Below are 26,063 nucleotides of genomic sequence, written 5' to 3' on the forward strand. Positions count from 1 at the left end.
GTCCAACGCCAATCAGTGACTCCTCATCTCCCGGGGCTTCCCGGTCACCGTAAAGGGCGGACGGCCCCCGGACATCCGGGGGCCGTCCGCCGTTTCCGGAGACCTTTCCGAGAGGTCTAGGAGAGCAGCACGTCCTTGATGATCACCGGGATCTTGGGGGCGTTGGAGCCGCCGTCGCCGGTGATGTCCTCAGGGTTGGTGATCCACCCGCCGGTGAAGACCTTGTCGAGGATGTCCATGCCCTTGGAGACGGTGCCGAAGGGCGTGTAGTCCGGCTGGAGCTGGGCGGTCTCGTCCGAGAGGGAGATCCAGAACTGGCTGCCGTTCTGGTTGGCCGCCTCCGGGGCCTGGGCCAGCGCGACCGTGCCCTTGGTGTACGGCAGGCCGCCGAGGTTCTCGTCGTTGAAGACGTAGCCCGAGCTGCCCTGGCCGTCGGTGGGGTTCTTGCCGTCCGCCTTGGCCTGGGGGTCGCCGCACTGCAGCAGGCCGAGCCCGGAGTTCTCCGGGGTGGCCAGCCGGTGGCACTTGGTGTTGTCGAAGAAGTTCTTCCCGGCCAGGAAGGCGAAGGAGTTCACGGCGCAGGGCGCCTGCGCGGTGGCGAGGTCGATCACTACGTCACCGTGGTTGGTGGTGATCGTCATGGTCTTCAGCTTCAGGTTGGGCTTGGCCGGCGGCATGCCCACGTACTTGGCGGGGCTGCCGCTGGTGTCCTTGCGGTAGGAGCAGGTCACCTTGCCAAGGTTGGCCGACGCGGTGGGCGTGGGGTGCAGGGAGGGGATCTCGGAGGGCGGAGCCGAGCTGCCCGCGGCCAGTGGCTTGTCGCCGGCCTCGCCTTTGTTCTCTCCCCCGAGGAGGGCCACGGCGGCGGTCAGACCTCCGGCCACGACGACCACCGCGACGCCGGCCCCGATGAGGCTGTTCCGCCTCGGCTTGCCAGTCTGCCGGCCGCGCTGGAGCTGCCGCTCTCTGTGCTCCCGCGCCAGCTCACTCTGGCGGTCCTCGCCGCTCACCGCTATGTCCTCCAGAATTACCGTTACATGACTATCAACTGGGCGAAAGCGTACCGGCCTTGGCGTGTGCTAGATGTAAGTGACGCAATCCGCTCAGTGTGGCTGGAGGGGAAAACACGGGTGACCTGGTGCGCTCCAAGGCCTGTCCGTGGTGAGATTTCCTGCTCGGTGACAACCAGCCGCCCACGAACAGGAGCAGTCGCGTGTTCGATGAGATCCTGGGCCTGCCCGCCCATCCCCTGATCATCCATGCCACCGTGGTCCTGACCCCGCTCCTGGCGGTGCTGGCCACCGTGTACGCGCTGCTTCCGCGTACCCGCGCCGTCCTCACCTGGGCGGTGATCCCGCTCGCGGTGGTCGTCCCGGTGGCGGTCCTCGCGGCCAAGGAGAGCGGCGAGGAACTCAAGGAGGGGCGCTTCGCCTCGGTCGACGACGTGTTCGCCCGGCGTCTCACCGAGCACGAGGCGCAGGCCACCCCGCTGCTGCTCGGCGCCGTCGCCCTGGGCCTGGTCGCGCTGGCGCTCGTCTACGTCTCGTCGCGGGCCGACCGCCTTCCCCGCCCGGTGGGGACGGTCCTTTCGGTGCTCACGGTGGCCTCGGCCGCGGTGGTGGGCTACTACGTGCTGCGTGCCGGGCACACCGGGGCCGTCGCGGTCTGGAGCCCCTGAGAGGTCCCGGTGACACCCGGGGCGGATCCGGCCCCGATGTCCTGACGGTACTGTCGGACCGTGGACAGCCTGTTCGACTCGGCGGCCGAGGAGGCCCACCGCGGCCATGAACCCCTGGCGGTGCGGATGCGCCCGCGCGGCCTGGACGAGGTGATCGGCCAGCGCCACCTGCTGGGGCCGGGCACACCGCTGCGCAGGCTCGTCGAGGCCGAGGCGCCGATGTCGCTGTTCCTGTGGGGCCCGCCGGGGACCGGCAAGACCACCCTCGCCTATGTGGTCGCGGGCGTCACCGAGCGCCGCTTCGTCGAGGTCTCCGCGGTGTCGGCGGGTGTCAAGGAGGTCCGCGCCGCCATCGAGCAGGCCCGGCGCGAGCTGGGCATGTCCGGCCGCCAGACCGTGCTGTTCGTGGACGAGGTGCACCGCTTCAACAAGGCCCAGCAGGACGCCCTGCTGCCGGCGGTGGAGAACCGCTGGGTCACCTTCATCGGCGCCACGACCGAGAACCCGTTCTTCTCCGTCATCTCGCCGTTGCTGTCCCGCTCGCTGCTGCTGACTCTGGAGTCGCTGTCGGACGACGACATCCGCGGCGTGCTGGAACGCGCGGCCGCCGACCCGCGTGGCCTGGACGGGAGGGTACGGCTGGCGCCCGAGGCCGTCGAGCACCTGGTACGGCTGGCCGGGGGAGACGCCCGCAGGTCCCTCACCTACCTGGAGGCCGCCGCGCTGATCGCCGAGGAGGAGATCACCGTCGAGGTGGTGGAGCGCGCGGTGGACCGGGCGGCCGTCCGCTACGACCGTCAGGGCGACCAGCACTACGACGTGATCAGCGGTTTCATCAAGAGCATGCGGGGCTCCGACGCCGACGCCGCGCTGCACTACCTCGCCCGGATGATCGAGGCCGGTGAGGATCCCCGGTTCATCGCCCGCAGAATCGTCGTCTTCGCCTCCGAGGACGTCGGCATGGCCGACCCGACCTGCCTGCAGGTCGCGGTGGCCGCGGCTCAGGCGGTGGAGTTCATCGGCCTGCCCGAGGGGCGGCTGAACCTGGCCCAGGCCGTGGTGCACTGCGCGCTGGCCCCCAAGTCCAACGCGGTGATCAACGCTATCGGCGCCGCCTCGGAGGACGTACGGCGCGGCAACATCGGCCGCGTCCCCAACCATCTGCGCGACGCCCACCACCCCGGGGCCAGGACGCTCGGCCACGGCAAGGACTACAGGTATCCCCACGACTTCGAGCACGGCCTGGTCCGTCAGGACTACATCCCGGAGGAGTTGCGCGACCGCCGCTACTACCAGCCCACCCGGCACGGCGCCGAGGCGGGCTTCGCCGACCGCTGGTCCCGGATCCGCGCCTTCCTGCGCGGCCGGTAGCCGTCGACCGGAGGCCGGGGACCCGCGGGCGGAGGGCCCGGCGGCCGGTCGGCGGTCATCCGGGGGAGCGCGGCGCACGGCGGCGCGGGAACCGCACGGTCAGCAGCCTGGCCCGGGGGGCGACCCGGCCGGCCAGCCTGAACAGGGCCTCGGTGCGGGAGCGGTCGGCGTCCAGGTGGGTGAACATGTTGACGCCGAGGTAGAAGGTGATCGCGGCGTAGGCGAGGTCCCGGGGTGGCATGATCCCGGCCAGCGGTGAGCCGCCGATGGTCCGTTCCAGGGTCTGCTCGACGAAGTCGATCCACGGCTCGGAACGTTTGACGATCTCCTTCCGGAGCTCGGGCCTGGCGATGCTCGCGCCGACCAGTTCGGAGAAGAGCGTGATGTGGCCGCCCTCCAGGTCGGCCCGGTAGATCGCGGTCGCGACCTCGACCAGCTCCTCCAGCGTGCGGGCCCGCGCCACCGCCTGCCGGTAGGCGGCCATCCGCTGCTCGGACGAGTGGTCGAGCGCGGCCAGCAGCAGCGGGTCCACGCCCCCGAAGTGGTAGAAGACCAGCGCCGAGTTGACACCGGCCTCCCTGGCGATGGTCCGGGCGCTGGTCCGGGCGTATCCCTCGGTGCGCAGCGTCTGCGCCGCGGCCTCGATCAGCCGCTCACGGGTCTCCGCGCCTGCCTGCTTGCTCACTCGTCGCTCCCTTGCCGGTTGATCTCTCTAAGCATACGGTTTAACCAAGTGATTAAACCGATCGATGAAAAGGCCTCCCCCCATGACTGATCTTCCAGAGCCGGTGCCGGACGCCCGGCACGAGCGCGGAGCGCGCCGGACCCTCGCCGGGCTGCTGCTCGCCCTGTTCACCGGGTTCCTGCTCTACCGGGTGCTGCACACCGGTCACCTGGAACAGACGACCCTGTTCTACGTCGGCCTTCCCGCCGTCATCGCCATCACGGTCGTGCTGACGGCCAGGCCGAGGACCGTCACCGGGCTGGTCATGGCGGTCATCACCGTCGGGCTGGCCCTCGCGGGGCCGCTGCTCGGCGAGGGGATCGTCTGCCTCGTCTTCGCGGCCCCGCTCTTCTACCTCGTCGGCCTGCTGGTCGGGCTCACCGCCGACTACGCCCGCCGGCGGGGCGCCAACGGGCTCGCCGCCCCGCTGGTGCTGCTGGCGCTGCTCGGAGGAGGCGCGGAGCTGACCGCCCCGCCCCGTGACGGTGAGGTGACCGTGACCCGCGCGCTCGCGGGGACGGACGTGGAGCACGCCCTCGCCGCCGTTCCCCGGTTCGGGCCGCCGGAGTCGCCGTTCCTGCGGCTGGGCTTCCCCCGGCCGGTCCGTGCCGAGGGGACGGGGCTGGAGGTCGGCGCCCGGCGGGAGATCACCTTCACGCCACGCCGCTCCCTCGGCCTCGGCGCCGTCCCCGAGGCCCGCTCGATGACCCTCAGGGTGAAGGAGCGCGCTCCCGGTCGCGTGACGTTCTCGGTGGTCCGCGACACCACCCTGGCCCGCTGGCTCGACCTGCGCGAGGCGGAGTTCGCCTGGCGGGAAGGGACGCTCGGCGTCACCCTGCGCTATCGCCGGACCTTCGACCCCGGCTGGTACTTCGGTCCCCTCCAGCGGCATGCCCTCGGCGAGGCGGCCGGTTACCTGGCCGGGACGTTCGCCCGATGACCGGCGACCCCACGCTGATCCGCGCCCTGGCGCTGACGGTGCCCGTGGCCGCCGTGCTGTCCGTCGTGGCCCACAGGAGACCGGCGGAGCGGGACGTCGCCGCGGCGCTGCTGGCCACGCTCTGGAACCTGCCGGTGCTGGCCGCCGTGAACATCCTCGCGCCGGGCCCGGGATGGTGGCGGTTCCACGCGGAGGGCGCCGTCCACCATGGTGTTCCGGCTGACCTGCTGCTGGGCTGGGCGCTGCTGTGGGGTGCGCTGCCCGGCCTCGTGGCCCGGCGGGCGCCGCTGCCGCTCCTCGTGGCGCTCCTGGCGTGGCTGGACCTGGCGGTGATGCCACTCGGGGAACCCGTCGTGGTGCTCGGCGAGCACTGGCTCATCGGCGAGTCGGTCGCGATCGGACTGGGCCTGGTTCCCGGGCTGCTCCTGGCCAGGTGGACGGCTACCGGCCGCCGGCTGTTCACCAGGGCCGCGATGCAGGTCGCCGTCGCGGGCGGGGCCGGGCTGGTGCTGCCCGTCGCGCTGACCGGGGTGTGGCGGCAGCCGCACTGGGTGCTCGGTCTCCTGGCGCAGGCCCTCGCCGTCCCGCTGCTGCTCGGGGTTGCCGCGGTACGGGAGTTCGCGGTCGCCGGGCGGGGAACGCCTCTGCCGTACGATCCGCCTGGGCGACTGGTGACCACGGGGCCCTACGCCTATGTCCGCAACCCGATGCAGGTCGCGACGACAGCGGGTTATCTCGCCCTCGCCCCGCTGGAGGCGACCTTCCTGGCCGCCGCGGTGATCTCCTTCGCCTACGGGGCCGGGTTGGCGGCCTGGCACGAGGACGAGCGGCTCACCAGGCGTTTCGGCGCGGAGTGGGCCGCCTACCGGCACGCGGTGCGTCCCTGGGTGCCTCGCCTGCGGCCTGTCATGCCGCAGGCGTCGGTGTACGTGGCGAGCACCTGCGGCCAGTGCTCGCAGGTGGGGCGGTGGATTCTCCGGCACGATCCCGTGGGGCTGCGCGTGGTCGCGGCCGAAAGCCGTCCGGGTGGCCCGCGCCGGATCACCTACGAACACCCGGACGGGCGGCGTGAGGAGGGGGTCGCCGCGCTCGCCCATGTTCTGACCCACATCCATCTCGGCTGGGCGCTGGCCGGCTGGGCCCTCATGATTCCCGGGGTGACCTGGTTCGCCCAGCTCTGTGTGGACTCCTTCGGAGGCGGTCCGCGGGCGGTGCCGGCCGTACCGGGGTGGGAGGAGGCGGCGGGCGGGGCGGCGGGCCCGCCGCGAGACGGCATGCCGGGGGAGCGGGGCGAGACGCGGTAAGGTCTCTCCTATTCCAGCCGGGTCAATCGAGGAGATCGGCGCATGCTTACCGCAGGAGAGGTCGCCGGACTGATCGTCGCCATGGGCTGGGCGATCCTGGTCTGCTTCCTGGCCGTGGTCCTGGTCAAGCTGGCCCGGCTGCTCACCGAGACCACCAAGATGGTCGCCGAGCTGGGCGAGCGCGTGGTGCCGCTGCTGGAGGACGTCACGGTCACCGTCGGCGAGACCAACAGCCGGCTGGTGGCCGTCGAGGCCATCACCCGGGACGTCAAGCAGATCAGCGGGCATGCCGCCAAGATCAGCGATGTCACCCAGACCCTCGTCACCGGGCCGCTGATCAAGCTTGCCGCGCTCGGCCACGGCGTCCGGCAGGCCCTGTCCGCCCGAGGGCGCGCCCGGCGGGGCGCCAGGGTCCTGGAGGGACGGCGGCGGTGATCCGGCGGCTCTTCTACATGTCCCTGGGCGCGTTCTGCGCGCTGTGGGCGATGCGTAAGCTTCAGTCACTGCATCCGAACCATCTGGCCCGGCGCGCGGCACGCGGTGCCGCCGGGATCCTGGACCAGGCGCGGGACTTCGCGGGTGACGCCCTGGAGGGCGCGGCCAAACGGGAAATCGAGTTGCGGTCCAGGTTCGGGCTCGACAGTGTTGAGAACCCCTACAACTACCAGGTAAAGGATGGCCGCTGACATGGAGTCGGCAGAGATCGCCCGCCGCTTCCTGCGCTTCTTCGAGGAGCGTGGGCACACCGTCGTGCCCTCGGCCAGCCTGATCGCCGAGGATCCGACGCTGCTTCTGGTCCCCGCAGGCATGGTGCCCTTCAAGCCCTACTTCCTGGGGCAGCAGAAGCCGCCCTTCAGCCGGGCCGCCAGCGCTCAGAAGTGCGTCCGCACTCCCGACATCGACGAGGTCGGCAAGACCACCAGGCACGCCACGTTCTTCCAGATGCTCGGCAACTTCTCCTTCGGCGACTACTTCAAGGAGCAGGCGATCCCGCTCGCCTGGGAGCTGCTGACCAGGTCCGAGTCCGAGGGCGGCTTCGGTTTCCCCGCCGACCGGCTCTGGGTCACCGTCTACCACGACGACGACGAGTCCTACGACATCTGGCATCACAGGGTCGGCGTTCCGGCCGAGCGCATCCAGCGCCGGGGCATGGCCGACAACTACTGGTCGATGGGCGTGCCCGGCCCCTGCGGCCCGTGCACCGAGATCTACTACGACCGTGGTCCCGAGTACGGACGCGAGGGTGGCCCGATCGCCGACGAGAACCGCTACCTGGAGGTGTGGAACAACGTCTTCATGCAGTTCGAGCGCGGGCCGGGCGGTGCCAAGGAGGACTACCCGATCCTGGGCGAGCTGCCCGCCAAGAACGTCGACACCGGCATGGGCCTGGAGCGGATGGCGGCGATCCTGCAGGGCGTCGACAACATCTACGAGATCGACACCACCTACAAGATCCTCGATCGGGCCGCCGAACTCACCAAGACGCGCTACGGCCGCGGCGAGCGCGCCGACGTCTCACTGCGGGTCATCGCCGACCACGTGCGGACCGGCGTGATGCTCGTCGCCGACGGCGTGCTGCCCTCCAACGAGGGCCGGGGCTACGTGCTGCGCCGCATCCTGCGCCGCGCCGTCCGCAACCTGCGCCTGCTGGGCGCGGGCGAGGAGCGCTACATGCACGAGCTGACCGCGGTGACCATCGAGGTGATGAGCGACCAGTACCCCGAGCTCAAGGCCGACGCCCCGCAGATCCACGGTGTGATCGACGCCGAGGAGTCCTCCTTCCTGGGCACCCTCCGCACCGGCACCGCGATCTTCGATGTGGCGGTGGAGGAGATCAAGCGCAAGGGGAGGGGCACGCTCGCCGGAGACCAGGCGTTCCAGCTCCACGACACCTACGGCTTCCCGATCGACCTGACCCTGGAGATGGCCTCCGAGCAGGGGCTCAAGGTCGACGAAGAGGGCTTCCGCCGGTTGATGAAGGAGCAGCGCGACCGGGCCAAGGCCGATGCCGCCGCCAAGAAGACCGGTAACGCCGACATCTCGGTGTTCGGCCGGATCCTGGAGAAGACCGGCAGGGTCGAGTTCCTCGGCTACGACCAGGTGACCGCGGAGACCGAGGTCATCGGCCTCCTCATCGACGGCGCCCCGGTCCAGGCGGCGGGCGCGGGCACCACGGTCGAGGTCGTGCTGAGCCGCACCCCGTTCTACGCCGAGGGCGGTGGCCAGCTCGCCGATCAGGGGCTCGTCCGCGCCGACGGCGCCGAGGTCGAGATCGTGGACGTGCAGTCCCCCCTCGCCGGTGTCGTCGTGCACCGCGGCAAGGTCCGTGCCGGTGAGATCCGGGTGGGCGCCCAGGCTCAGGCCGAGATCGACGTCGAACGTCGCCGCGCCATCTCCCGCAGTCACACCGCCACCCACCTGGTGCACCGCGGTTTCCGCAACGCGCTGGGCGAGACGGCGGCGCAGGCCGGTTCGGAGAACTCGCCGGGCCGCTTCCGCTTCGACTTCACCGCCGCGGGCGCCGTGCCGCCCAGCGTGCTGCGCGACGTCGAGGACGAGGTCAACGCGATCCTGATCAACGATCTCAAGGTCAACGCCTTCCACACCTCCCAGGCCGAGGCCCGGGCGATGGGCGCGCTGGCCCTGTTCGGCGAGAAGTACGGTGAGACCGTCCGCATCGTCGAGGTCGGCGACTACTCCCGCGAGCTCTGCGGCGGCACCCACGTGGCCAGTTCCGGCCAGCTCGGCCTGGTCAAGGTGCTGGGCGAGTCCTCGATCGGCGCGGGTGTGCGCCGGGTGGAGGCCCTGGTCGGTCTGGACGCGTTCCGCTTCCTGGCCCGCGAGAGCGTTCTCGTCGCCCAGCTGTCGGAGCAGCTCAAGGCTCGCAGGGAGGAGTTGCCCGAGCGGGTCGAGGGCATTGTCACCCGGCTGCGCGCGGCGGAGAAGGAGCTGGACAGGCTCCGTTCCGCCCAGGTCCTCGCGATGGCGGGGGAAATGGCGGCAAACGCCGGTGACCTGCACGGGGTCTCCGTCGTGACGCACCGCGCGCCTGATGGAACCTCCCCCGACGACCTGCGTAAGCTCGCCCTCGATGTGCGCGGCCGGTTCCCGGGCGACCGCGCCGCGGTCGTCGTCGTCGCCGGTGTCCCCAACGACCGGCCCGTCGTCGTCGCCGCGGTCAACGAGGTGGGACGCGCGCGAGGCCTGAAGGCCGGCCGACTCGTCGGCGTCGCGGCCAAGGCGCTCGGGGGTGGCGGTGGCGGTAAGGATGACGTCGCCCAGGGCGGCGGAGTCCGTCCTGAGGCGATTGGCGACGCGCTGGGCGCCGTCGAGCAGGCGATCGCGCAGGCGCTCGCCTGACGATCGGCGACGTCTGCGAGTCGAACGCGGCTCGGAGGCAGAGGCAGAGATGATGAGAAGCGGCATTCGGCTGGGGGTCGATGTCGGCTCGGTCCGTATCGGCGTGGCCCGCAGTGATCCTTCCGGGTTGCTGGCCACGCCGGTGGAGACCGTACGGCGAGGCCGGGGCGACCTGGAGCGGCTGGCGGAGATCGCGGACGAGTACGAGGCCGTGGAGGTCGTGGTCGGTCTGCCGACCTCGCTCTCCGGGCGCGAGGGCCAGGCGGCCGAGGCGGCCCGTGACTTCGCGGCCCGGATCTCGGCGAGGCTGGCCCCCGTCCCGGTCCGGCTGTTCGACGAGCGGCTGACCACGGTCACCGCCCAGCAGGGCCTGCGGGCCAGCGGGGTGAAGGCCAGGAATCAGCGCGGTGTGGTGGATCAGGCGGCGGCCATCGTGCTGCTCCAGGCGGCGCTGGACAGCGAGCGCGCCACCGGCCGGCCACCGGGCACGGCCGTCGGGCCACCGGGTGGGAAACCCGGTGAGGGGCCGAGTGGTGGGGCCGCTCGGTGATCTCCCCGCGGTCGTTGTGGCTGCTGGCGGGTGGAGCGGCCGTGGTGGCCGTCACGCTGGGCCTCGGAGGGTATGTTCTGGTCAAGCCGTACGTTTCGCCCGACGACTTCGAGGGGTCCGGCTCCGGCGCGGTCACCGTGAGGATCGACGAGGGCGCCAGCGCCGGGGAGATCGCCTCGACGCTGGCCGACGCCGGGGTGGTGGCGAGCGCCAGGGCCTTCGTCGTGGTGACCGAGGAGCGTGCCAGGGCGGGCAGCCTGCGGCCCGGTCACTACCGCCTCCGCAAGGGCATGTCGGCCGCCGCGGCGCTCGACCTGCTGACCGCCCCCACCTCCCGGCTGGTGCGGCGGGTCACCATCCCGGAGGGGCTGCGCCTGTCGGAGCTGCTCGACCGGCTCGCCACGGGAACCGGGATGAGGAGGGCGGACCTGGCCAGGGCGGCGCAGGACCTTCAGAGGCTCGATCTGCCCGCCTACGCCAAGGGGGCCGAGGGGTTCCTGTTCCCCGCCACCTACGAGGTGGAGCCCGACACCACCCCCGGGGAGGTGCTCGGGGCCATGGTGGAACGTTTCAAAAGCGCGGCGGCCGAACTCGGCCTGGAGAGCCGGGCGGTCGAGGGGGGCCTCACCCCGCTGGAGGCCGTCACGGTGGCCAGCATCGTCCAGGCGGAGGGCGGGAGGGACGCGGACTATCCGAAGATCGCTAGAGTGATCTACAACCGGATCAAGGCCGGGAGTCCGCTCCAGCTCGACACCACGGTGCTCTACGCTCAGCGGCGCAGGAGCCTGAAGGTGTCGGAGCAGGACGTCAAGGTGAGGTCTCCGTACAACACCTATCTGGGGCCCGGCCTGCCGCCCGGCCCCATCGGGAACCCCGGGGAGAAGGCGCTGCGAGCTGCTCTCCGGCCAGGCCGAGGTGATTGGTTCTGGTTTGTCACCACCGATCCGGAGCATAGAATCACGAAATTCACTGATAAAGAGAGTGAGTTTGTGAGATACCGGGAAGAGCTGAACAGATACCTTGGGACGCACTGATGTCCGGCGGAACCCCCTCCGTTCCGCCGCATGTGGCGACCTGCCTCGGCAGGCCACGTGGGGGTGCCCGGCGAACCGGGATGTTTGGCCCGGTGTCCCCCTTCGGTTTGGCAGACCCGCTTGACGCCAGGCCGTCCCTACCGGGAGATTGGCCAGCGCATCTATGAACGATCTCGATATTGACTTCCTGGTCGGCGCCGAGGACGACGATGGGTCGCGGCGTTCGTCCCGCGCGTCCTCCGGACGGCGAGGCCGTCGCCGGCGGCGCCGCCGTAGCCGGGGGCGTTTCCTGGCCCCGATGCTCGCGATCATCATCCTGCTGGGCGGTGTCGGCGCGGCCGGCTTCTACGGGTACACCTGGCTGCGCAGCGTGATGACCCCCGACGACTACACCGGTGACGGCACCGGCGAGGTCATCGTGGAGATCAAGGACGGGCAGAGCGCCTCCGACGTCGCCCAGACCCTGGAGGCCCAGGGCGTGGTGAAGAGCGCCAGAACCTTCGCCGGCGCCATCGCCGACGCGGGCAAGAGCGCCTCCCTGCAGCCGGGCGAGTACCCCATGCGCAAGCAGATGTCCGCCGCCGCCGCCGTCAAGCTGCTCGACCCGGACAGGCGGCTGCTGGACAGGGTCACCCTCAAGGAGGGGCTCCGGCTCTCCGACACCCTGGTGAAGCTGTCCAAGGACACCGGCAAGCCGCTCAAGGAGTTCCAGCAGGCGGCCAGGAACGTCAAGGCGCTGGGCCTGCCCGGCTACGCCAAGGGCCGGCTGGAGGGCTACGCCTTCCCCGCCACCTACGACATCACCCCCAAGATGACCCCCGCCGACATCCTGACCCTCATGGTGGATCGCTTCAATCAGACCGCGGAGAGGGACGGCCTGGTGCGGGAGGCGAAGAATCTCGGCCACACGCCCCACGAGATCATGACGATCGCCAGCATCGTCCAGGCCGAGTCGGGCAACGTGGAGGACATGGCCAAGGTGGCCCGGGTCATCTACAACCGCCTTGAGGGGCGGCGCAAGCTTGAGATGGACAGCACGGTGATGTACGGGCTGAACAAGTACGGCGTCTCCGCCACCAACGCGGACCTGGCCAGTAAGTCGCCCTACAACACCTACATGTGGCCCGGCCTGCCGCCCGGCCCGATCGTCAACCCCGGGGACCACGCCATCCAGGCCGCGCTCAACCCGGCCGAGGGGACCTGGGGCTGGTTCGTGACCACCGACCTGAAGCGGGGCATCACCAAGTTCGCCTCGACCGAGGCCGAGTTCCTCCAGCTCAAGGCGGAGTTCGAGAGGAACCGGAGGAATGGAGGGTGAGGGCGGCCGTACTCGGCTCGCCCGTCGCCCACTCGCTCTCGCCGCACCTGCACCGCGCCGCCTACGAGGGCCTCGGCCTGTACGGCTGGCGCTACGAGGCGATCGAGTGCGACGAGGCCGGGCTGCCCGCCCTGATCGGCGGGCTCGGCCCCGAATGGGCGGGCCTGTCGCTGACCATGCCGCTCAAGCGCGCCGTGCTGCCGCTGCTCGACACGGTCTCCGACCTCGCGGTCGAGGTCGGCGGGGCCAACACCGTGATCTTCTCGAACGGCGCCGGCCACGGTGAGAACACCGACGTTCACGGCATCGTCCAGGCGCTCGCCGAGGCCGGTGTGCCCCGGCCCGGGCAGGCGACGATCCTCGGCGGGGGGGCGACGGCGGCCTCGGCGCTGGCGGCCCTGCGCGAGCTGGGGCTGCACGAGGCCGACCTGGTGGTCCGCGACCCGGCCAGGGCGAGGGAGACCGCCGAGGCGGCCGAGCGGCTGGGCATGACCCTGAGGGTGCGGACCTTCGATCGGCTCGGTACGGTCCCGGAGGCGGACCTGGTCGTCTCGACCCTGCCCGCCGGGGCCGCCGACGGCTTCGCCGGCCCGCTGGCCCGGGTGCCCGCGCTCTTCGACGTGGTCTACACGCCGTGGCCCACGCGCCTGGCGGCGGCCGTGGCCGCCCACGGCGGCATCGTGGTCGGCGGTTTTCCCATGCTGCTGCATCAGGCGGTCCGGCAGGTCGAGATGATGACCGGCCGCAGTGGCGTCCCGGTGGAGGCGATGCGCGCGGCCGGCAAGGCGGAGATCGTCAGGCGGGCCGCTCCGGCGAGCTGACGCGCGGAACACGGCCCCTCGGGGCCGGAGCCGGGATGGTTCGGCGGGCCTGTGTGGTTGTGGTAGAGTAATCACTCGATCGGTCCGGCATGCCTGCTGGACGCGCAAGCGGAGGCTCACCTCCCACCTGGTCGACCGTGAGGTGGACAGGTCAAGGATCACACCGGGTAAATCCGGCGAGCTTACGGCGTCGAAGCTGATGAGCTCATGTGGCCCCGCGTGCGCGACGTGCGGGGCATTTCGCGCTTCCCGACCTGGAAACGGCCTGTGTTCCGCGACCTCCCGGCACGATCGAGTATGTGGAAGCCGCCTGTGAAGACGGCGGCGGATCGCAACCTAGGAGGCCCCATCAGCGCCGAGCCCCGCATCAACGACCGTATTCGCGTCCCCGAGGTCCGCCTCGTCGGTCCGAACGGCGAACAGGTTGGCATCGTCTCCATCGGCGATGCTCTGAAGCTGGCTCAGGAGTCCGACCTCGACCTCGTTGAGGTCGCGGCCACGGCTCGCCCGCCCGTGTGCAAGCTCATGGACTACGGCAAGTTCAAGTACGAGTCCGCGATGAAGGCACGTGAGGCGCGGCGCAACCAGGCGTACACGATCATCAAAGAGATCAAGCTCCGGCCGAAGATCGACCCGCACGACTACGAGACCAAGAAGGGTCACGTGGTGCGGTTCCTCAAGGCGGGGGACAAGGTCAAGGTCACGATCATGTTCCGCGGGCGGGAGCAGTCCCGGCCCGAGCTGGGCTTCAGACTCCTGCAGCGCCTGGCGGAGGACGTCACGGAGCTTGGCTTCGTCGAGTCCCAGCCGAAGCAGGACGGTCGTAACATGATCATGGTTATCGGGCCACACAAGAAGAAGGCCGAGGCCAAGGCCGAGAAGGCGGCGGCCAAGGCGCGGCGTGACGAGGAGCCCGCGGAGGACCGGACGCCGGTCGACAGCCAGGTGTCCGCCCCGCAGGAGTGACTCGCACGACCTGAACCACACAGGTAGTCGCGGGACGAAGCCGAGGCCGGGTCCGGTCTCGCAGTCAGGCATGCCCTTGACTTGGGTTACCGGCCCGGGGCATCGGCACGATCGAGGGAGAGACGGCTGAGATGCCGAAGATGAAGACGCACAGCGGTGCGAAGAAGCGGTTCCGGCTCACCGGCTCCGGCAAGATCAAGCGCCGCCGCGCCAACCGCGCGCACTACAACGAGTGGAAGTCGTCCAAGCTGACGCGTCGTCTCAAGTCCGAGGTCGTGCTCTCCGACGCCGACGCCAAGAAGATCAAGAAGCTGCTCGCTAAGTAACGGCCCCCGGGGAGATAGATACACATGGCACGCGTGAAGCGGGCGATCAACGCCAAGAAGAAGCGCAAGGTCGTTCTTGAGCGGGCGAAGGGTTACCGGGGGCAGCGCTCCAGGCTGTACCGCAAGGCCAAGGAGCAGATGCTCCACTCGATGACCTACGCCTACCGCGACCGCAAGGACCGCAAGGGCACCTTCCGCCGCCTCTGGATCCAGCGGATCAACGCCGCCGCCCGCCAGAACGGCATCACCTACAACCGCCTCATCCAGGGGCTGCGGCTCGCCTCCATCGAGGTCGACCGCAAGATCCTGGCCGACCTCGCGGTCAACGACGCCGCCACGTTCGCGACTCTGGTCGAGGCCGCCAAGAAGGCGCTCCCGGCCGACGTGAACGCGCCGGTCGCCGGCTGAGTCCGGCACCGACCACCATGCGGCCCACAGCGATCACGCTGTGGGCCGCATTCGCATTCTGGGGGGACAGGCATGGCGGGATCCGAGCTGACCAACATCAAGTCACCGAAGGTCAAGGCCGCGCGGCGGCTGACCAAACGGGCCTTCAGGGACCGTGACCGCTCCTTCCTCGCCGAGGGGCCGCAGGCGGTCCGCGAGGCGCTGGCGCTGACGGGTGTCGTGGTGGAGCTGTTCGCCACCGCCGAGGCCGAGCTGCGGCACGCCGAGATCGTCGCCGCGGCCGTCGCGGCCGGGGTGCCCCTGCACCGGGCCAGCGGCGAGGTGATGGCCGAGCTCGCCCAGACCGTCACCCCGCAGGGGCTGCTCGCGGTGTGCCGGTTCGTGCATGTGCCCCTGGAGACCGCGGTCGCCCCCGGCGCCCGGCTGGTGGCCGTGCTCGCCCACGTCCGCGACCCGGGCAACGCCGGCACCGTGCTGCGCACCGCCGACGCCGCCGGCGCCGACGCGGTGCTCTTCACCGACGCCTCGGTGGACCCCTACAACGGCAAGTGCGTGCGGGCCAGCGCGGGCAGCCTGTTTCACCTCCCGGTCGTCACGGGGGCTCCCGTGGCGCAGGCCGTACGGAGGCTGAAGGACGCCGGGCTGCGGGTGCTCGCCGCCGACGGCGCGGGTGAGCGGACGCTGGACGACGTGGACCTGTCCGGGCCGACGGCCTGGATCTTCGGCAACGAGGCGTGGGGCCTGCCGGAGGAGATCCTCGGGCTGGCCGACGAGGTGGTCCGGGTGCCGATCCACGGGCGGGCCGAGAGCCTCAACCTGGCGACCGCCGCCGCGGTGTGTCTGTACGCATCTGCCCGCTCTCAGCGGGCCGGCCCCGCGGCCGGTTGAGGCCCCAGGGCCCAGGGCTGCCGGAGAAGGTGAGAAACCCGCTATTGTCGGCGTTGTAGCGGCGAGGAGGCGGGGTCGTGCACGGCGAACACACCGACGGGCGAAGCACCGGCTCCGACGATGTGATCGATGTGGACGATCTCCCCGACGGCCTCGTGGTGACCGACAGGGACGGCCACGTGCTGACGGTGAACCGGGCCGCGACCCGCCTCACCGGGGTCACCCGCGACCAAGCCGCCGGGCGGCACCTGCGAGACGCGTTCTCCTTCCGCGACCACGACGGGCGCGACTGGTGGAAGTGGCTTGACACCTACGGCGGGCTCTCCACCCGCACCCGCCAGCCCGAGCTGCCGCTGCGCACCCCCGACGGCCAGGAGATGCTCGTGGCCGCCCGGCTGGTGCGCCGGCCCGAACGGGGCGGTGAGGTCCACCGCGTGGTGATCACGCTGCGCGACGCGGGCGCCCGCGCCCGGCTGGAGCGCAGCCGCGCCGACCTGGTCTCCACCGTCGCCCACGAGCTCCGCTCCCCGCTGACCAGCGTCAAGGGGTTCACCGCGACCCTGCTGGCCAAGTGGGCCCGGTTCACCGACGACCAGAAGCTCGTCATGCTGGAGACGGTCAACGCCGACGCCGACCGGGTGACCCGGCTGATCACCGAGCTGCTCGACGTGTCCCGCATCGAGTCCGGGAGGCTGGAGATCCACCGTCAGGTGGTCGACATCCCGGCCAGAACCCGCAGGATCATCGCTGGGCGGGTCGCCGCGGGGGAGCCGGAGGGCCGCTTCCGGCTCCAGGTGAGAGACGAACTGCCCGAGACCTGGCTCGACCAGGACAAGATCGACCAGGTGCTGGCCAACCTGCTGGAGAACGCGGTGCGTCACGGGCGCGGTACGGTGACAATAGCCGTTGAGCCGAACCAGTGGGGAGTGACCGTGTCCGTCCGTGACCAGGGAGAGGGCATCCCGCCCGAGCTGGCCACGCGCGTGTTCCGGCAGTTCTGGCGGGGCAACGCCCGTCGCCGCGGGGGCACCGGCCTCGGCCTGTTCATCGTCAAGGGCCTCATCGAGGCCCACGGCGGCACCATCTCCGTGCAGCGGGGGCCCGATGGCGGGGCCGAGTTCCGATTTATGGTGCCCACCGGCACCCCTGACTTCGCCTGAGCGCGGATGCATGCCCGGTGGGCCTCCCCGACTAGACTCATGGCCGCTCAAGCCCTGGATTCGGAGCTCTCTCTTGTCTAACTACGACCCGGTTGAGGTGACCCCGCTGCACGCCGACGAGATGGCGCGCATGCGGGCCGACGCGCTCGACGCCATCAAGGCGGCGCGCGACCTCGACGAACTCAAGCAGGTAAGGCTCGCGCACGCCGGTGACCGCTCGCCGATCGCCCTGGCCAACCGTGAGATCGGCGTGCTTCCCCCGGCGGCGCGCGCCGAGGCCGGCAAGCGCGTCGGCGGTGCCCGCAAGGCGGTCGCCGACGCCCTCGCCGAGCGCCAGGCACAGCTGGAGGCGGAACGCGACGAGCGGGTCCTCGTCGAGGAGACCGTTGACGTCACGCTGCCCTGGGACCGCGCCCCGCGCGGCGCCAGGCATCCGCTGACCACGCTGCAGGAGCGTATCGCCGACGTGTTCGTCGGGATGGGCTACGAGGTGGCCGAGGGGCCCGAGCTGGAGGGGGAGTGGTTCAACTTCGACGCGCTGAACATCTCGCCCGACCACCCGGCCCGCTCCGAGCACGACACCTTCTTCGTGGAGTCCGTCGACTCGGGCAAGGTGCTGCGCACCCAGACCTCCCCGGTGCAGATCCGGGCCCTGCTGAGCCGGGAGCTCCCGGTCTACGTGATCTCGCCGGGCAAGGTGTTCCGCACCGACGAGCTCGACGCGACCCACACCCCGGTCTTCCACCAGGTCGAGGGGCTGGCGATCGACGAGGGGCTGACCATGGCCCACCTGAAGGGCACCCTGGACCGGTTCGCCGAGGTGATGTTCGGCGAGGGCATCGACACCAGGTTCCGGCCCAACTACTTCCCGTTCACCGAGCCGTCGGCCGAGATGGACCTGAGGTGCTTCGTGTGCCGCGGAGCCTCCGCGGTCCCGGGCAACCCGCCCTGCCGGACCTGCAGGTCGGAGGGGTGGATCGAGTGGGGCGGCTGCGGCATGGTCAACCCGCGCGTGCTGATCGCCTGCGGCGTCGACCCCGGCCGCCACAGCGGCTTCGCCTTCGGCATGGGCATCGAGCGCACGCTGATGTTCCGCCACAACGTCGAGGACATGCGTGACATGGTCGAGGGAGACGTGCGTTTCACGCTCCCGTTCGGGATGGAGGTCTGATGAGGGTCCCGCTTTCATGGCTGCGGGAGTACGTCGATCTCCCCGCCGTCACCGCCCACGAGATCGCCGACAGGCTCACCGCCGCGGGCCTCAAGCTGGAGGCCGTCACCTCCTACGGTCACGACGTCAAGAACGTGGTCGTCGGCGAGGTGCTCGCCATCGAGGAGCTTCAGGGCTTCAAGAAGCCCATCCGGCACTGCCGGGTCGAGGTGGGGGAGGCGGCGCCGCGTGAGATCGTGTGCGGCGCGACCAACTTCGCCGTCGGCGACCGGGTGCCGGTCGTGCTGCCCGGTGGCGTGCTGCCCGGCGGCTTCGAGGTCGGCGCGCGCAAGACCTACGGGCGGATGTCGGAGGGCATGATCTGCTCGGAGCGCGAGCTGGGTCTGAGCGACGAGCACGACGGCATCATGGTGCTGGCGAAGAGCACCCCCGTCGGCTCCGACGTGGTCGAACTGCTCGGCCTGCGCGACGACGTGATCGAGATGGAGATCACGCCGGACATCGGCTACGCGCTGTCCGTCCGCGGCGTGGCCAGGGAGGCCGCCACCGCCTTCGGCTCGGCGTTCCTCGACCCGGCGGACGTCTCCCCGCCCGCCGAGTCCGTCCCGTCCTACCCGGCCTCGATCGCCGACCCGACCGCGTGCGACCGCTTCGTGCTGCGCGAGATCCACGGCTTCGACCCGGCGGCGCCGAGCCCGCTCTGGATGCGGATGCGGCTGTCGCGCGCCGGCGTGCGCCCGGTCTCGCTGGCCGTGGACGTCACCAACTACGTGATGCTGGAGCTGGGCCAACCCCTGCACGCCTTCGACGCGGCCAGGCTGGACGGCGGGATCGTCGTGCGCCGGGCCGAGCCGGGGGAGACGCTGGAGACCCTCGACCACGTCGTGCGCGAGCTCGACCCCGAGGACATCCTCATCACCGACCGGTCGGGAGTGATCTCGATGGCGGGGACCATGGGGGGCCTGCACACCGAGATCTCCGACACCTCCGCCGACATCGTGATCGAGGCCGCGCACTTCTCGGCCGGCGGCGTCGCCCGGATGTCCCGGCGCCACAACCTGGTCAGCGAGGCGTCCAAGCGCTTCGAGCGGGGCGTGGACCGGGAACTCCCGCTGTACGCCTCCTGGCGCGCCGCCCGGCTCCTGGCCGAGCTCGGCGGCGGCACGATCCAGCCGGGCGTGACCCACGCCGAGGTCGAGGTCGAGCCGGTCCGCGTCTCCATCCCGAGCGGCTACCCCGGCAGGGTCGCCGGGACCTCCTACGACCGCGAGACCGTGATCCGGCGCCTGGAGCAGGTCGGCTGCGCGGTCGAGGCCGGTGAGGCCGCCCCCGCGGACGGGATCGCCGCCAAGCTCGCGGTCGCCGGCGATGACATGCTGACGGTCGCCCCGCCCTCGTGGCGCCCCGACCTGACCGACCCGAACGACCTCGCCGAGGAGGTCATCCGGCTTGAGGGCTACCAGAACCTGCCCTCGATCCTGCCGGCCGCCCCGGCGGGCGCGGGACTCACCGAGGGCCAGCGGCTGCGCCGCCGGGTCGGCCGGGCGCTGGCCGCCTCCGGCTACGTCGAGGTCCTTTCCTACCCGTTCGTCGGGGAGCAGGACTTCGACCACCTGCAGCTGCCCGCCGACGACGACCGCCGCCGGGCCGTACGGCTGGCCAACCCGCTCAGCGAGGATGAGCCGCTGATGCGGACCACGCTGCTGCCCGGCCTGCTCAAGACGCTGGTCCGCAACGTGGGCCGGGGCTTCGGCGACGTGGCGCTGTTCGAGACGGGGCTGGTCTACCGGCCGTCCCCGGGCGCGCCCACGGCCGCGCCGGTGCTCGGTGTGGACCGCCGGCCGGACGGGCGGGAGCTCGCCTCGATCGAGTCGGCGCTGCCCGCCCAGCCGTTGCGGGTCGGTGCTGTGCTGACGGGTGAGTTCGAGCGGTCCGGCTGGTGGGGGGGCGGACGCGCGGGCGGCTGGGCGGACGCGGTCGAGGCGGCCCGCGTGGTGGCCGGCGCCGCGGGGGTCGTCCTCGACGTCCGCGCCGACCGGCACGGACCCTGGCATCCGGGCCGCTGCGCCGCTCTGTACGCCGGGGACGTGCTCGTCGGTCACGCCGGTGAGCTGCACCCGCGCGTCGCCGAGGCGTACGGCCTGCCACCGCGGACCAGCGCGATGGAGGTGGAGCTGACCAGGCTGGAGCGGTTGCTGCCCGGCCCGGCGCAGGCGCCCTCCGTCTCGTCCTATCCGATAGCCACCCAGGATGTCGCGCTGGTCGTCGACGCCGCGACCCCGGTGGCCGCGGTGGAGTCGGCGCTGCGCGAGGGGGCCGGCGGCCTGCTGGAGTCGATCCGGCTCTTCGACGTCTACGCGGGGGCCCAGGTCGGTGAGGGCAGGAAGTCCCTGGCGTACTCGCTGCGGTTCCGGGCGCCGGACCGGACGCTGACCGTCGAGGAGACCACCGCGGCCCGCGACGCCGCGGTGGCGCTCGCCGCGATGCGGACCGGGGCCCGGCTGCGCGGGGTCTGATCGGCATCGCGGCGAGGCCCCGGCGTCCGTGGGGACGCCGGGGCCTCGCCCACGACCGGTACGGGCCGGGCTGAGCCCGGAGCCGGTCGGCTCAGAGCTTGTCGATCTCCGTCAGGTCGATGTCGATGTCGAACGGCGCCGGCACCTTGATCAGGTCGTGGTGTATGCCGGTGAGAACGTAGACGTGGGCGACCGGGTCGAGCTCGTAGACGTAGATCGCGGGCCTGCCCGCCTGGTTCTCGACCAGCCAGAAGTGGGGGATGCCCGCCTGGGCGTACAGCGCCGGTTTGCGGTTACGGTCGCGGTCCTCGGAGTCGGGGGAGACGACCTCCACCGCGAGCAGGACGTCCTCGGCCCGGTAGGAGGTCTGCTCCGGGCTGTGCTCGGCCGAGGCGCGGATGACGCTGATGTCCGGCTCGGGCCGCTGCCGCCTGCCCAGCACGACGCTCATCTCCCGGCGCACCCGGAACTCCGCCGGAACGGTGCGGCGCAGGGCGATCACCAAAAGATCTACCGCTCGCATGTGAAAAGAAGCCTGAGGACTCACGAAGACCAGGGTTCCATCAATCAACTCTGTGTGCGCGGGCAACTGCGGAATGCGATCGAGGTCTTCGGCGGTGAACCCCTCGGGCGGAGGGAAGGCCCAGGCGGGCAGCGAGGATTCCGTCATCTCCGGGCTCCGTACATCGACCGTCATGCCCCCACAGTAGCAACGAGGTTCCGTTCCGTGAGCGTAGTTGCCCGAGCCCTTCCGTGCCAGGCCGGTTTCAGACCTCGGTGGCGTTCGCGCGGCGGGCGCGTTCCCTGAGCGCGTGCTCGTCGGTGCGGGCGTCGTAACCGCGGAACGTGGGCAGCGACGCCGCCATCGCCGCGACCGCGCCGACGCAGAGGAGGCCGCCCACGCCCAGGGAGAAGCGGGCCCCGCCGAACTGGGCCATCAGACCGGCCCTGGCGTTGCCGAGCATCGGCCCGCTGCTGTAGGAGAGCAGCTCGATTCCCGCCAGGCGCCCCCTCAGCTCGTCGGGGATGGTCTGGTTCCAGATGGTGGATCGGAAGACCCCGCTGACCATGTCGGCCGCTCCGGCCACCGCCAGGCAGGCGAAGACGCCCCAGGTGGTCGGCATCAGGGCCGCCACCGCCACCGCGGCGCCCCAGACGATCGCCGCGACGATGACGCCGAGGCCCTGCCGGTGGACGTGGCCGGTCCAGCCGGAGGTGACTGAGGCGATCAGTGAGCCGACGGCGGAGGCGGAGAAGAACAGGCCGACCGCCTGGGGGGTGCCGAGCTCGCCGGCGAGGAACGGATAGAGCGCGGTGGAGAAGGCGAACACCATCGCGGCGATGTCCACCAGGTAGGTGCCCATCAGGTCCGGGCGGCCCACGGCGTAGCGGACGCCCTCGATCAGCGCGCCGATCGAGGCCGGGGAGGGGTCCTCGGCACGCCGCGGGGCCTTGACCGGCCAGAGCAGGACCAGGGAGATCAGGAAGGTGGCCACGTTGAGCGCGTACGCGGTGGCGAAGCCGAACGCGACGGCGATCAGGCCGCTGAGGCCGGGGGCGACGATGGCGCCGAGGTTCCAGCGGAAGCTGTTCAGCGCCGCGACCGCGCCGAGCTGGTCGTGCCTGACCACGCGGGGCATCAGCGACTCCAGGCTGGGCCGTTGCAGGCTGCCGAACCCCGCGCTGAGCGCGCCCACCACGTACAGCACCCAGACCTGGGGGCTGGGCAGCATCGCGTTGACCATCAGGATCAGCACCGTGACGCAGAGCCCGGCCTCGGTGTAGAGGATGATCCTGCGCCGGTCCAGCGCGTCCGCGATCGCCCCTCCCCAGAGCCCGCACACCACCATCGGCACGAACTCGGCCACGCTGACCAGGCCGACCGCCATATAGGAGCCGGTGAGCCCCTTCATTTGCAGCGGGAGCGCGACCAGCGTGAGGAAGGTGCCGAACATCGTGATCGCGCCGGAGCCGAAGAGCAGCCGGAAGTCACGGGAGTCGCGGAGGGGGCCAAGGTCCATTCTCAGCCGGAGGAACAGCGCTCCGAGTGATCGATCGGCGGTTTCAGGCACGGACAGACAGTCTTGACGGCGGCTCCGGGCTGATCAACTGATTTTTCCAGCGGGTCACCGCACGTCGGGTGCCGGCGGTCCGGGATCTCCGGGTGGGGATGCGTTGGGTGGGAATCGCCGTAGATGTCGGACGCATGGCCATGCGTGGAAGAATGTCATGTTTTATGCCGTTTTATACGATTTGGTGGTGGCGGACCTCGGGAATCGCCGAGATGATCGCTTGCATGGCAATCCCTGAGGATGCATACTCTCTACAGTAAGTTCATGAGCAGAGACGCATGAATATGCAAACCTTGGGGGGATGGATGAGAGCGGCTATCGCCGGTGCCAGCGGCTACGCCGGAGGCGAGCTCCTGCGCCTGCTGCTGTCCCACCCCCGGATCGAGATCGGCGCGCTGACCGCGGGGTCGAACGCCGGCAGCCGCCTCGGCGCCCACCAGCCCCACCTGGCCCCGCTCGCCGACCGGATCCTGCTGGACACCACCGCCGACGTCCTCGGCGGGCACGACCTCGTCTTCCTCGCCCTCCCGCACGGCCAGTCCGCCGCCGTGGCCGGGCGGCTCGGCGAGGGCACGCTGGTCGTCGACTGCGGCGCCGACTTCCGGCTCACCGACCCCGCGGCCTGGGACCACTTCTACGGCGGCGCCCACGCGGGGGCGTGGCCGTACGGCCTGCCCGAACTGCCCGGCCAGCGCGACCGGCTCCGCGCCACCCGGAGAATCGCCGTCCCCGGCTGCTACCCGACGGCCGTCACCCTGGCCATGTTCCCGGCCTTCGCCGCCGATCTCGCCGAGCCCGACCTGGTCGTGGTGGCGGCCAGCGGCACCAGCGGCGCGGGCAGGGCGCTCAGCCCGAACCTGCTCGGCAGCGAGGTGATGGGCTCGGTCGGCGCCTACGGCGTCGGCGGCGTCCACCGGCACATCCCCGAGATGGAACAGAACCTCTCCCCACTGGCGGGCCGGCCGGTGAAGGTCTCCTTCACCCCCATGCTGGCCCCGATGAGCCGCGGCATCCTCGCCACCTGCAGCGCGCCGGTCAGACCCGGCGTCACCGCCCGGACCCTGCGTGAGGCGTACGAGGCCGCGACCAAGGACGAGCCGTTCCTGCGGCTGCTGCCCGAGGGCCGGTGGCCCGCCACCTCGATGACCCTCGGCGCCAACACCGCGGCCCTTCAGGTCGCCCTGGACGAGCGCGCCGGTCGCGTCGTCGCCGTCGTCGCCGTCGACAACCTCACCAAGGGCACCGCCGGAGGCGCGATCCAGAGCGCCAACCTCGCCCTCGGCCTGCCAGAAGAGCTCGGCCTTCCTCTCAACGGAGTCGCCCCATGAGTGTGACCGCCCCCCTCGGCTTCCGGGCAGCGGGCATCGCCGCCGGCATCAAGTCCGGTGACGCCCGCGATCTGGCGCTGGTCGTCAACGACGGCCCGTCACGCGCCGCGGCAGGTGTCTTCACGGGCAACCGGGTCAAGGCCGCGCCGGTCCTCTGGTCCCAGCAGGTGCTGGCCGGCGGACGGGTCCGGGCCGTCGTGCTCAACTCCGGCGGGGCCAACGCCTGCACCGGCCCGCTCGGCTTCCAGGACACCCACGCCACCGCGGAGAGGGTCGCCGGCGCGCTCCAGGAGTCGGCGGGCGAGATCGCGGTCTGCTCCACCGGCCTGATCGGCGAGCGGCTGCCGATGGACGCCCTGCTCGGCGGGGTGGACCTCGCGGCCTCCCAGCTCAGCAGGGACGGCGGCCTGGCGGCGGCGGACGCCATCCGTACCACCGACACCGTCTCCAAGATCTCCTTCAGGCGGGGCGAGAGCGGCTACATGGTCGGCGGCATGGCCAAGGGCGCGGGCATGCTCGCCCCCGGCCTGGCCACCATGCTCTGCGTGATCACCACCGACGCCGACGTGCCCGCCGGGCAACTCGACACGGTGCTCCGCGAGGCGACCAGGCTGACCTTCGATCGGCTCGACGCCGACGGCTGCATGTCCACCAACGACACCGTGCTGCTGCTGGCCGGCGGCGCCTCCGGGGTCGTCCCCGACCTCGGAGAGTTCGGGCAGGTGATCCGCGCGGTCTGCACCGACCTCGCCCGCCAGATGCTGGTGGACGCCGAGGGCGCCACCAAGGCGATCGCGGTCGAGGTCGTCGGCGCGGCCGCGGAGGCGGACGCCCTGACCGTCGCCCGCGCGGTCTCCCGTTCGAACCTGCTCAAGTGCGCCATCCACGGCGAGGATCCCAACTGGGGCCGGGTGCTTTCGGCGGTCGGCACCACCGACGCCGTCTTCGAGGCCGAGCGGCTCAACGTGGCCATCAACGGCGTCTGGATCTGCCGGGGCGGAGCCGCCGGCGACGACCGCTCCAAGGTGGACCTGCGCCCCCGCGACGTGACGATCACCGTTGACCTGTCCGCGGGCCCGCACTCGGCCACGATCCACACCACCGACCTCACCGCGGCCTACGTTCACGAGAACTCGGCGTACTCCTCATGAGGACCCACGAGGCCCTGGCCAAGACACACACGCTGATCGAGGCGCTGCCCTGGCTCGCCCGCTTCCACGGCGCGACCGTCGTCGTCAAATACGGCGGCAACGCGATGACCGAGGAGCACCTCCGGGAGAAGTTCGCCGCGGACGTCGTCTTCCTGCGGTACGCCGGGCTCAGACCGGTGATCGTTCACGGCGGTGGCCCGCAGATCAACGCCCAGCTCGGCAGGCTCGGCATCGAGTCCACCTTCACCGCCGGTCTCAGGGTCACCACCCCCGAGACCATGCAGGTCGTCAGGATGGTGCTGGTCGGCCAGGTCAACCGGGACGTGGTCGGCCTGATCAACCGGCACGGGCCGTTCGCCGTCGGCATGTCCGGCGAGGACGCGCACCTGTTCACCGCGGTCCGCAAGCACGCCGTCGTGGACGGCGTCACCGTGGACATCGGCCAGGTCGGCGACATCGTCGACGTCCAGGCCGGGGCCGTGCGGGCCCTGCTGGACGACGGGCGCATCCCGGTGGTCTCCTCGATCGCGCGCGGCGAAGACGGCGGCGTCTACAACGTCAACGCCGACACCGCCGCCGCCGCGCTCGCCGTGGCGCTCCAGGCGGCCAAGCTGATCGTCCTCACCGACGTCGAGGGCCTCTACCGCGACTGGCGCCCCGACGCGGGGGAGGAGGGCGACGAGGTCATCGGGCAGCTGTCGGCCACCGAGCTCCACGACCTCCTGCCCGGCCTGTCCAGCGGGATGGTGCCCAAGATGGAGGCGTGCCTGACCGCGGTGCGGGGAGGGGTACCCCAGGCGCACGTCCTGGACGGCAGGGTGCCCCACTCGATACTGCTGGAGATCTTTACCGACGAGGGCGTCGGCACCATGGTGGTGCCCGACGCCACCGGGACACCGGCCGGGCCGGCCCCGGTAAGGCGGCCGGCCGCCGCCCAGCTGAACGGGAGCGACAAGTGACCAAGCACGAGTCCAGCG

At 71.2% G+C, this 26,063-nt stretch carries 25 protein-coding genes; 21 read left to right on the top strand and 4 right to left on the bottom strand.

Features of this window, described 5'->3' with window-relative positions; genetic code table 11:
• Nucleotides 1–116: 116 nt before the first annotated feature.
• On the bottom strand, nt 117–1,010 hold the full coding sequence (locus ABZ194_RS26905) for a peptidylprolyl isomerase (RefSeq protein WP_355599802.1): 894 nt from the start codon (nt 1,008–1,010) through the stop codon (nt 117–119).
• 203 nt (nt 1,011–1,213) lie between these two features.
• Between ABZ194_RS26905 and ABZ194_RS26910 the strand changes: the two genes are divergently transcribed.
• Nucleotides 1,214–1,678, top strand: coding sequence for a hypothetical protein (locus ABZ194_RS26910; protein WP_355599803.1), 465 nt, complete (start codon nt 1,214–1,216; stop codon nt 1,676–1,678).
• Nucleotides 1,679–1,738: 60 nt separating this feature from the next.
• Complete coding sequence (locus ABZ194_RS26915) at nt 1,739–3,049, top strand: replication-associated recombination protein A (RefSeq protein ID WP_355599804.1); 1,311 nt, start codon at nt 1,739–1,741, stop codon at nt 3,047–3,049.
• A gap of 55 nt (nt 3,050–3,104) precedes the next feature.
• On the opposite strand, the gene ABZ194_RS26920 is transcribed toward ABZ194_RS26915, so the two are convergent.
• Nucleotides 3,105–3,734, bottom strand: coding sequence for a TetR/AcrR family transcriptional regulator (locus ABZ194_RS26920; RefSeq protein ID WP_355599805.1), 630 nt, complete (start codon nt 3,732–3,734; stop codon nt 3,105–3,107).
• Between the two features lie 82 nt (nt 3,735–3,816).
• Here ABZ194_RS26920 and ABZ194_RS26925 point away from each other — a divergent pair, with 82 nt between their 5' ends.
• From ABZ194_RS26925 to pheT, 16 genes are all read left to right on the top strand, one after another.
• Nucleotides 3,817–4,713: a hypothetical protein gene (locus ABZ194_RS26925; protein WP_355599806.1), complete on the top strand. Its 897-nt coding sequence runs from the start codon at nt 3,817–3,819 to the stop codon at nt 4,711–4,713.
• Nucleotides 4,710–6,017 (top strand): methyltransferase, encoded by a 1,308-nt coding sequence (locus ABZ194_RS26930; protein ID WP_355599807.1) that lies wholly within the window; start codon nt 4,710–4,712, stop codon nt 6,015–6,017. The genes ABZ194_RS26925 and ABZ194_RS26930 overlap by 4 nt, the downstream gene beginning before the upstream one ends.
• Before the next feature lie 42 nt (nt 6,018–6,059).
• Nucleotides 6,060–6,452 carry a DUF948 domain-containing protein gene (locus ABZ194_RS26935; RefSeq protein WP_355599808.1) on the top strand — a complete coding sequence of 131 codons (393 nt, stop codon included), beginning with the start codon at nt 6,060–6,062 and terminating at the stop codon, nt 6,450–6,452.
• On the top strand, nt 6,449–6,703 hold the full coding sequence (locus ABZ194_RS26940; RefSeq protein WP_355599809.1) for a hypothetical protein: 255 nt from the start codon (nt 6,449–6,451) through the stop codon (nt 6,701–6,703). Before ABZ194_RS26935 ends, ABZ194_RS26940 begins: the two co-directional genes overlap by 4 nt.
• 1 nt (nt 6,704) lies before the next feature.
• Complete coding sequence (alaS, locus tag ABZ194_RS26945) at nt 6,705–9,377, top strand: alanine--tRNA ligase (RefSeq protein ID WP_355599830.1); 2,673 nt, start codon at nt 6,705–6,707, stop codon at nt 9,375–9,377.
• A 52-nt stretch (nt 9,378–9,429) separates the two neighbouring features.
• Complete coding sequence (ruvX, locus tag ABZ194_RS26950) at nt 9,430–9,927, top strand: Holliday junction resolvase RuvX (RefSeq protein ID WP_355599810.1); 498 nt, start codon at nt 9,430–9,432, stop codon at nt 9,925–9,927.
• The gene (mltG, locus tag ABZ194_RS26955) at nt 9,924–10,961 is read left to right on the top strand and encodes an endolytic transglycosylase MltG (protein ID WP_355599811.1); all 1,038 of its coding nucleotides are present in this window, start codon (nt 9,924–9,926) and stop codon (nt 10,959–10,961) included. The genes ruvX and mltG (ABZ194_RS26955) overlap by 4 nt, the downstream gene beginning before the upstream one ends.
• A 163-nt stretch (nt 10,962–11,124) precedes the next feature.
• Nucleotides 11,125–12,279: an endolytic transglycosylase MltG gene (gene mltG / locus ABZ194_RS26960; protein ID WP_355599812.1), complete on the top strand. Its 1,155-nt coding sequence runs from the start codon at nt 11,125–11,127 to the stop codon at nt 12,277–12,279.
• Nucleotides 12,276–13,100: a shikimate dehydrogenase gene (locus ABZ194_RS26965; protein ID WP_355599813.1), complete on the top strand. Its 825-nt coding sequence runs from the start codon at nt 12,276–12,278 to the stop codon at nt 13,098–13,100. Before mltG (ABZ194_RS26960) ends, ABZ194_RS26965 begins: the two co-directional genes overlap by 4 nt.
• 297 nt (nt 13,101–13,397) lie before the next feature.
• A complete protein-coding gene (infC, locus tag ABZ194_RS26970; RefSeq protein ID WP_355599814.1) occupies nt 13,398–14,066 on the top strand; it encodes a translation initiation factor IF-3 in 669 nt (222 codons plus the stop codon).
• Nucleotides 14,067–14,197: 131 nt separating this feature from the next.
• Nucleotides 14,198–14,392 (top strand): 50S ribosomal protein L35, encoded by a 195-nt coding sequence (rpmI, locus tag ABZ194_RS26975; RefSeq protein ID WP_355599815.1) that lies wholly within the window; start codon nt 14,198–14,200, stop codon nt 14,390–14,392.
• Between the two features lie 24 nt (nt 14,393–14,416).
• Nucleotides 14,417–14,800: a 50S ribosomal protein L20 gene (gene rplT, locus ABZ194_RS26980; RefSeq protein WP_012892552.1), complete on the top strand. Its 384-nt coding sequence runs from the start codon at nt 14,417–14,419 to the stop codon at nt 14,798–14,800.
• Between the two features lie 72 nt (nt 14,801–14,872).
• Nucleotides 14,873–15,688 carry an RNA methyltransferase gene (locus ABZ194_RS26985; RefSeq protein WP_355599816.1) on the top strand — a complete coding sequence of 272 codons (816 nt, stop codon included), beginning with the start codon at nt 14,873–14,875 and terminating at the stop codon, nt 15,686–15,688.
• Between the two features lie 77 nt (nt 15,689–15,765).
• On the top strand, nt 15,766–16,848 hold the full coding sequence (locus tag ABZ194_RS26990; protein ID WP_355599817.1) for an ATP-binding protein: 1,083 nt from the start codon (nt 15,766–15,768) through the stop codon (nt 16,846–16,848).
• A gap of 121 nt (nt 16,849–16,969) precedes the next feature.
• Complete coding sequence (gene pheS / locus ABZ194_RS26995) at nt 16,970–18,019, top strand: phenylalanine--tRNA ligase subunit alpha (protein ID WP_355599831.1); 1,050 nt, start codon at nt 16,970–16,972, stop codon at nt 18,017–18,019.
• The gene (gene pheT, locus ABZ194_RS27000) at nt 18,019–20,535 is read left to right on the top strand and encodes a phenylalanine--tRNA ligase subunit beta (RefSeq protein ID WP_355599818.1); all 2,517 of its coding nucleotides are present in this window, start codon (nt 18,019–18,021) and stop codon (nt 20,533–20,535) included. The genes pheS and pheT overlap by 1 nt, the downstream gene beginning before the upstream one ends.
• 91 nt (nt 20,536–20,626) lie before the next feature.
• Here pheT and ABZ194_RS27005 read toward each other — a convergent pair whose 3' ends face one another.
• The gene (locus tag ABZ194_RS27005) at nt 20,627–21,232 is read right to left on the bottom strand and encodes a Uma2 family endonuclease (protein WP_355599819.1); all 606 of its coding nucleotides are present in this window, start codon (nt 21,230–21,232) and stop codon (nt 20,627–20,629) included.
• Between the two features lie 70 nt (nt 21,233–21,302).
• A complete protein-coding gene (locus tag ABZ194_RS27010) occupies nt 21,303–22,607 on the bottom strand; it encodes an MFS transporter (protein WP_355599820.1) in 1,305 nt (434 codons plus the stop codon).
• 305 nt (nt 22,608–22,912) lie between these two features.
• Between ABZ194_RS27010 and argC the strand changes: the two genes are divergently transcribed.
• Genes argC through argB form a run of 3 tightly spaced genes read left to right on the top strand, consistent with a single transcriptional unit; the run spans nt 22,913 to nt 26,045 of the window.
• A complete protein-coding gene (gene argC, locus ABZ194_RS27015; RefSeq protein WP_355599821.1) occupies nt 22,913–23,935 on the top strand; it encodes an N-acetyl-gamma-glutamyl-phosphate reductase in 1,023 nt (340 codons plus the stop codon).
• Complete coding sequence (gene argJ, locus ABZ194_RS27020) at nt 23,932–25,086, top strand: bifunctional glutamate N-acetyltransferase/amino-acid acetyltransferase ArgJ (protein WP_355599822.1); 1,155 nt, start codon at nt 23,932–23,934, stop codon at nt 25,084–25,086. Before argC ends, argJ begins: the two co-directional genes overlap by 4 nt.
• Complete coding sequence (gene argB, locus ABZ194_RS27025) at nt 25,083–26,045, top strand: acetylglutamate kinase (RefSeq protein WP_355599823.1); 963 nt, start codon at nt 25,083–25,085, stop codon at nt 26,043–26,045. The genes argJ and argB overlap by 4 nt, the downstream gene beginning before the upstream one ends.
• The last annotated feature ends 18 nt before the right edge of the window (nt 26,046–26,063 follow it).

Source organism: Streptosporangium sp. NPDC006007 (assembly GCF_040614315.1).
Lineage (GTDB): Bacteria > Actinomycetota > Actinomycetes > Streptosporangiales > Streptosporangiaceae > Streptosporangium.

Coding starts and splice junctions, on each gene's coding strand:
- ABZ194_RS26925 (WP_355599806.1), top strand. CDS start 3,817: ATGACTGATCTTCCAGAGCCGGTGCCGGACGCCCGGCACGAGCGCGGA.
- ABZ194_RS26930 (WP_355599807.1), top strand. CDS start 4,710: ATGACCGGCGACCCCACGCTGATCCGCGCCCTGGCGCTGACGGTGCCC.
- ABZ194_RS26935 (WP_355599808.1), top strand. CDS start 6,060: ATGCTTACCGCAGGAGAGGTCGCCGGACTGATCGTCGCCATGGGCTGG.
- alaS (WP_355599830.1), top strand. CDS start 6,705: ATGGAGTCGGCAGAGATCGCCCGCCGCTTCCTGCGCTTCTTCGAGGAG.
- ruvX (WP_355599810.1), top strand. CDS start 9,430: ATGAGAAGCGGCATTCGGCTGGGGGTCGATGTCGGCTCGGTCCGTATC.
- mltG (WP_355599812.1), top strand. CDS start 11,125: ATGAACGATCTCGATATTGACTTCCTGGTCGGCGCCGAGGACGACGAT.
- infC (WP_355599814.1), top strand. CDS start 13,398: ATGTGGAAGCCGCCTGTGAAGACGGCGGCGGATCGCAACCTAGGAGGC.
- rpmI (WP_355599815.1), top strand. CDS start 14,198: ATGCCGAAGATGAAGACGCACAGCGGTGCGAAGAAGCGGTTCCGGCTC.
- rplT (WP_012892552.1), top strand. CDS start 14,417: ATGGCACGCGTGAAGCGGGCGATCAACGCCAAGAAGAAGCGCAAGGTC.
- ABZ194_RS26985 (WP_355599816.1), top strand. CDS start 14,873: ATGGCGGGATCCGAGCTGACCAACATCAAGTCACCGAAGGTCAAGGCC.
- pheS (WP_355599831.1), top strand. CDS start 16,970: ATGGCGCGCATGCGGGCCGACGCGCTCGACGCCATCAAGGCGGCGCGC.
- pheT (WP_355599818.1), top strand. CDS start 18,019: ATGAGGGTCCCGCTTTCATGGCTGCGGGAGTACGTCGATCTCCCCGCC.
- ABZ194_RS27005 (WP_355599819.1), bottom strand. CDS start 21,232: ATGACGGTCGATGTACGGAGCCCGGAGATGACGGAATCCTCGCTGCCC.
- argC (WP_355599821.1), top strand. CDS start 22,913: ATGAGAGCGGCTATCGCCGGTGCCAGCGGCTACGCCGGAGGCGAGCTC.
- argJ (WP_355599822.1), top strand. CDS start 23,932: ATGAGTGTGACCGCCCCCCTCGGCTTCCGGGCAGCGGGCATCGCCGCC.
- argB (WP_355599823.1), top strand. CDS start 25,083: ATGAGGACCCACGAGGCCCTGGCCAAGACACACACGCTGATCGAGGCG.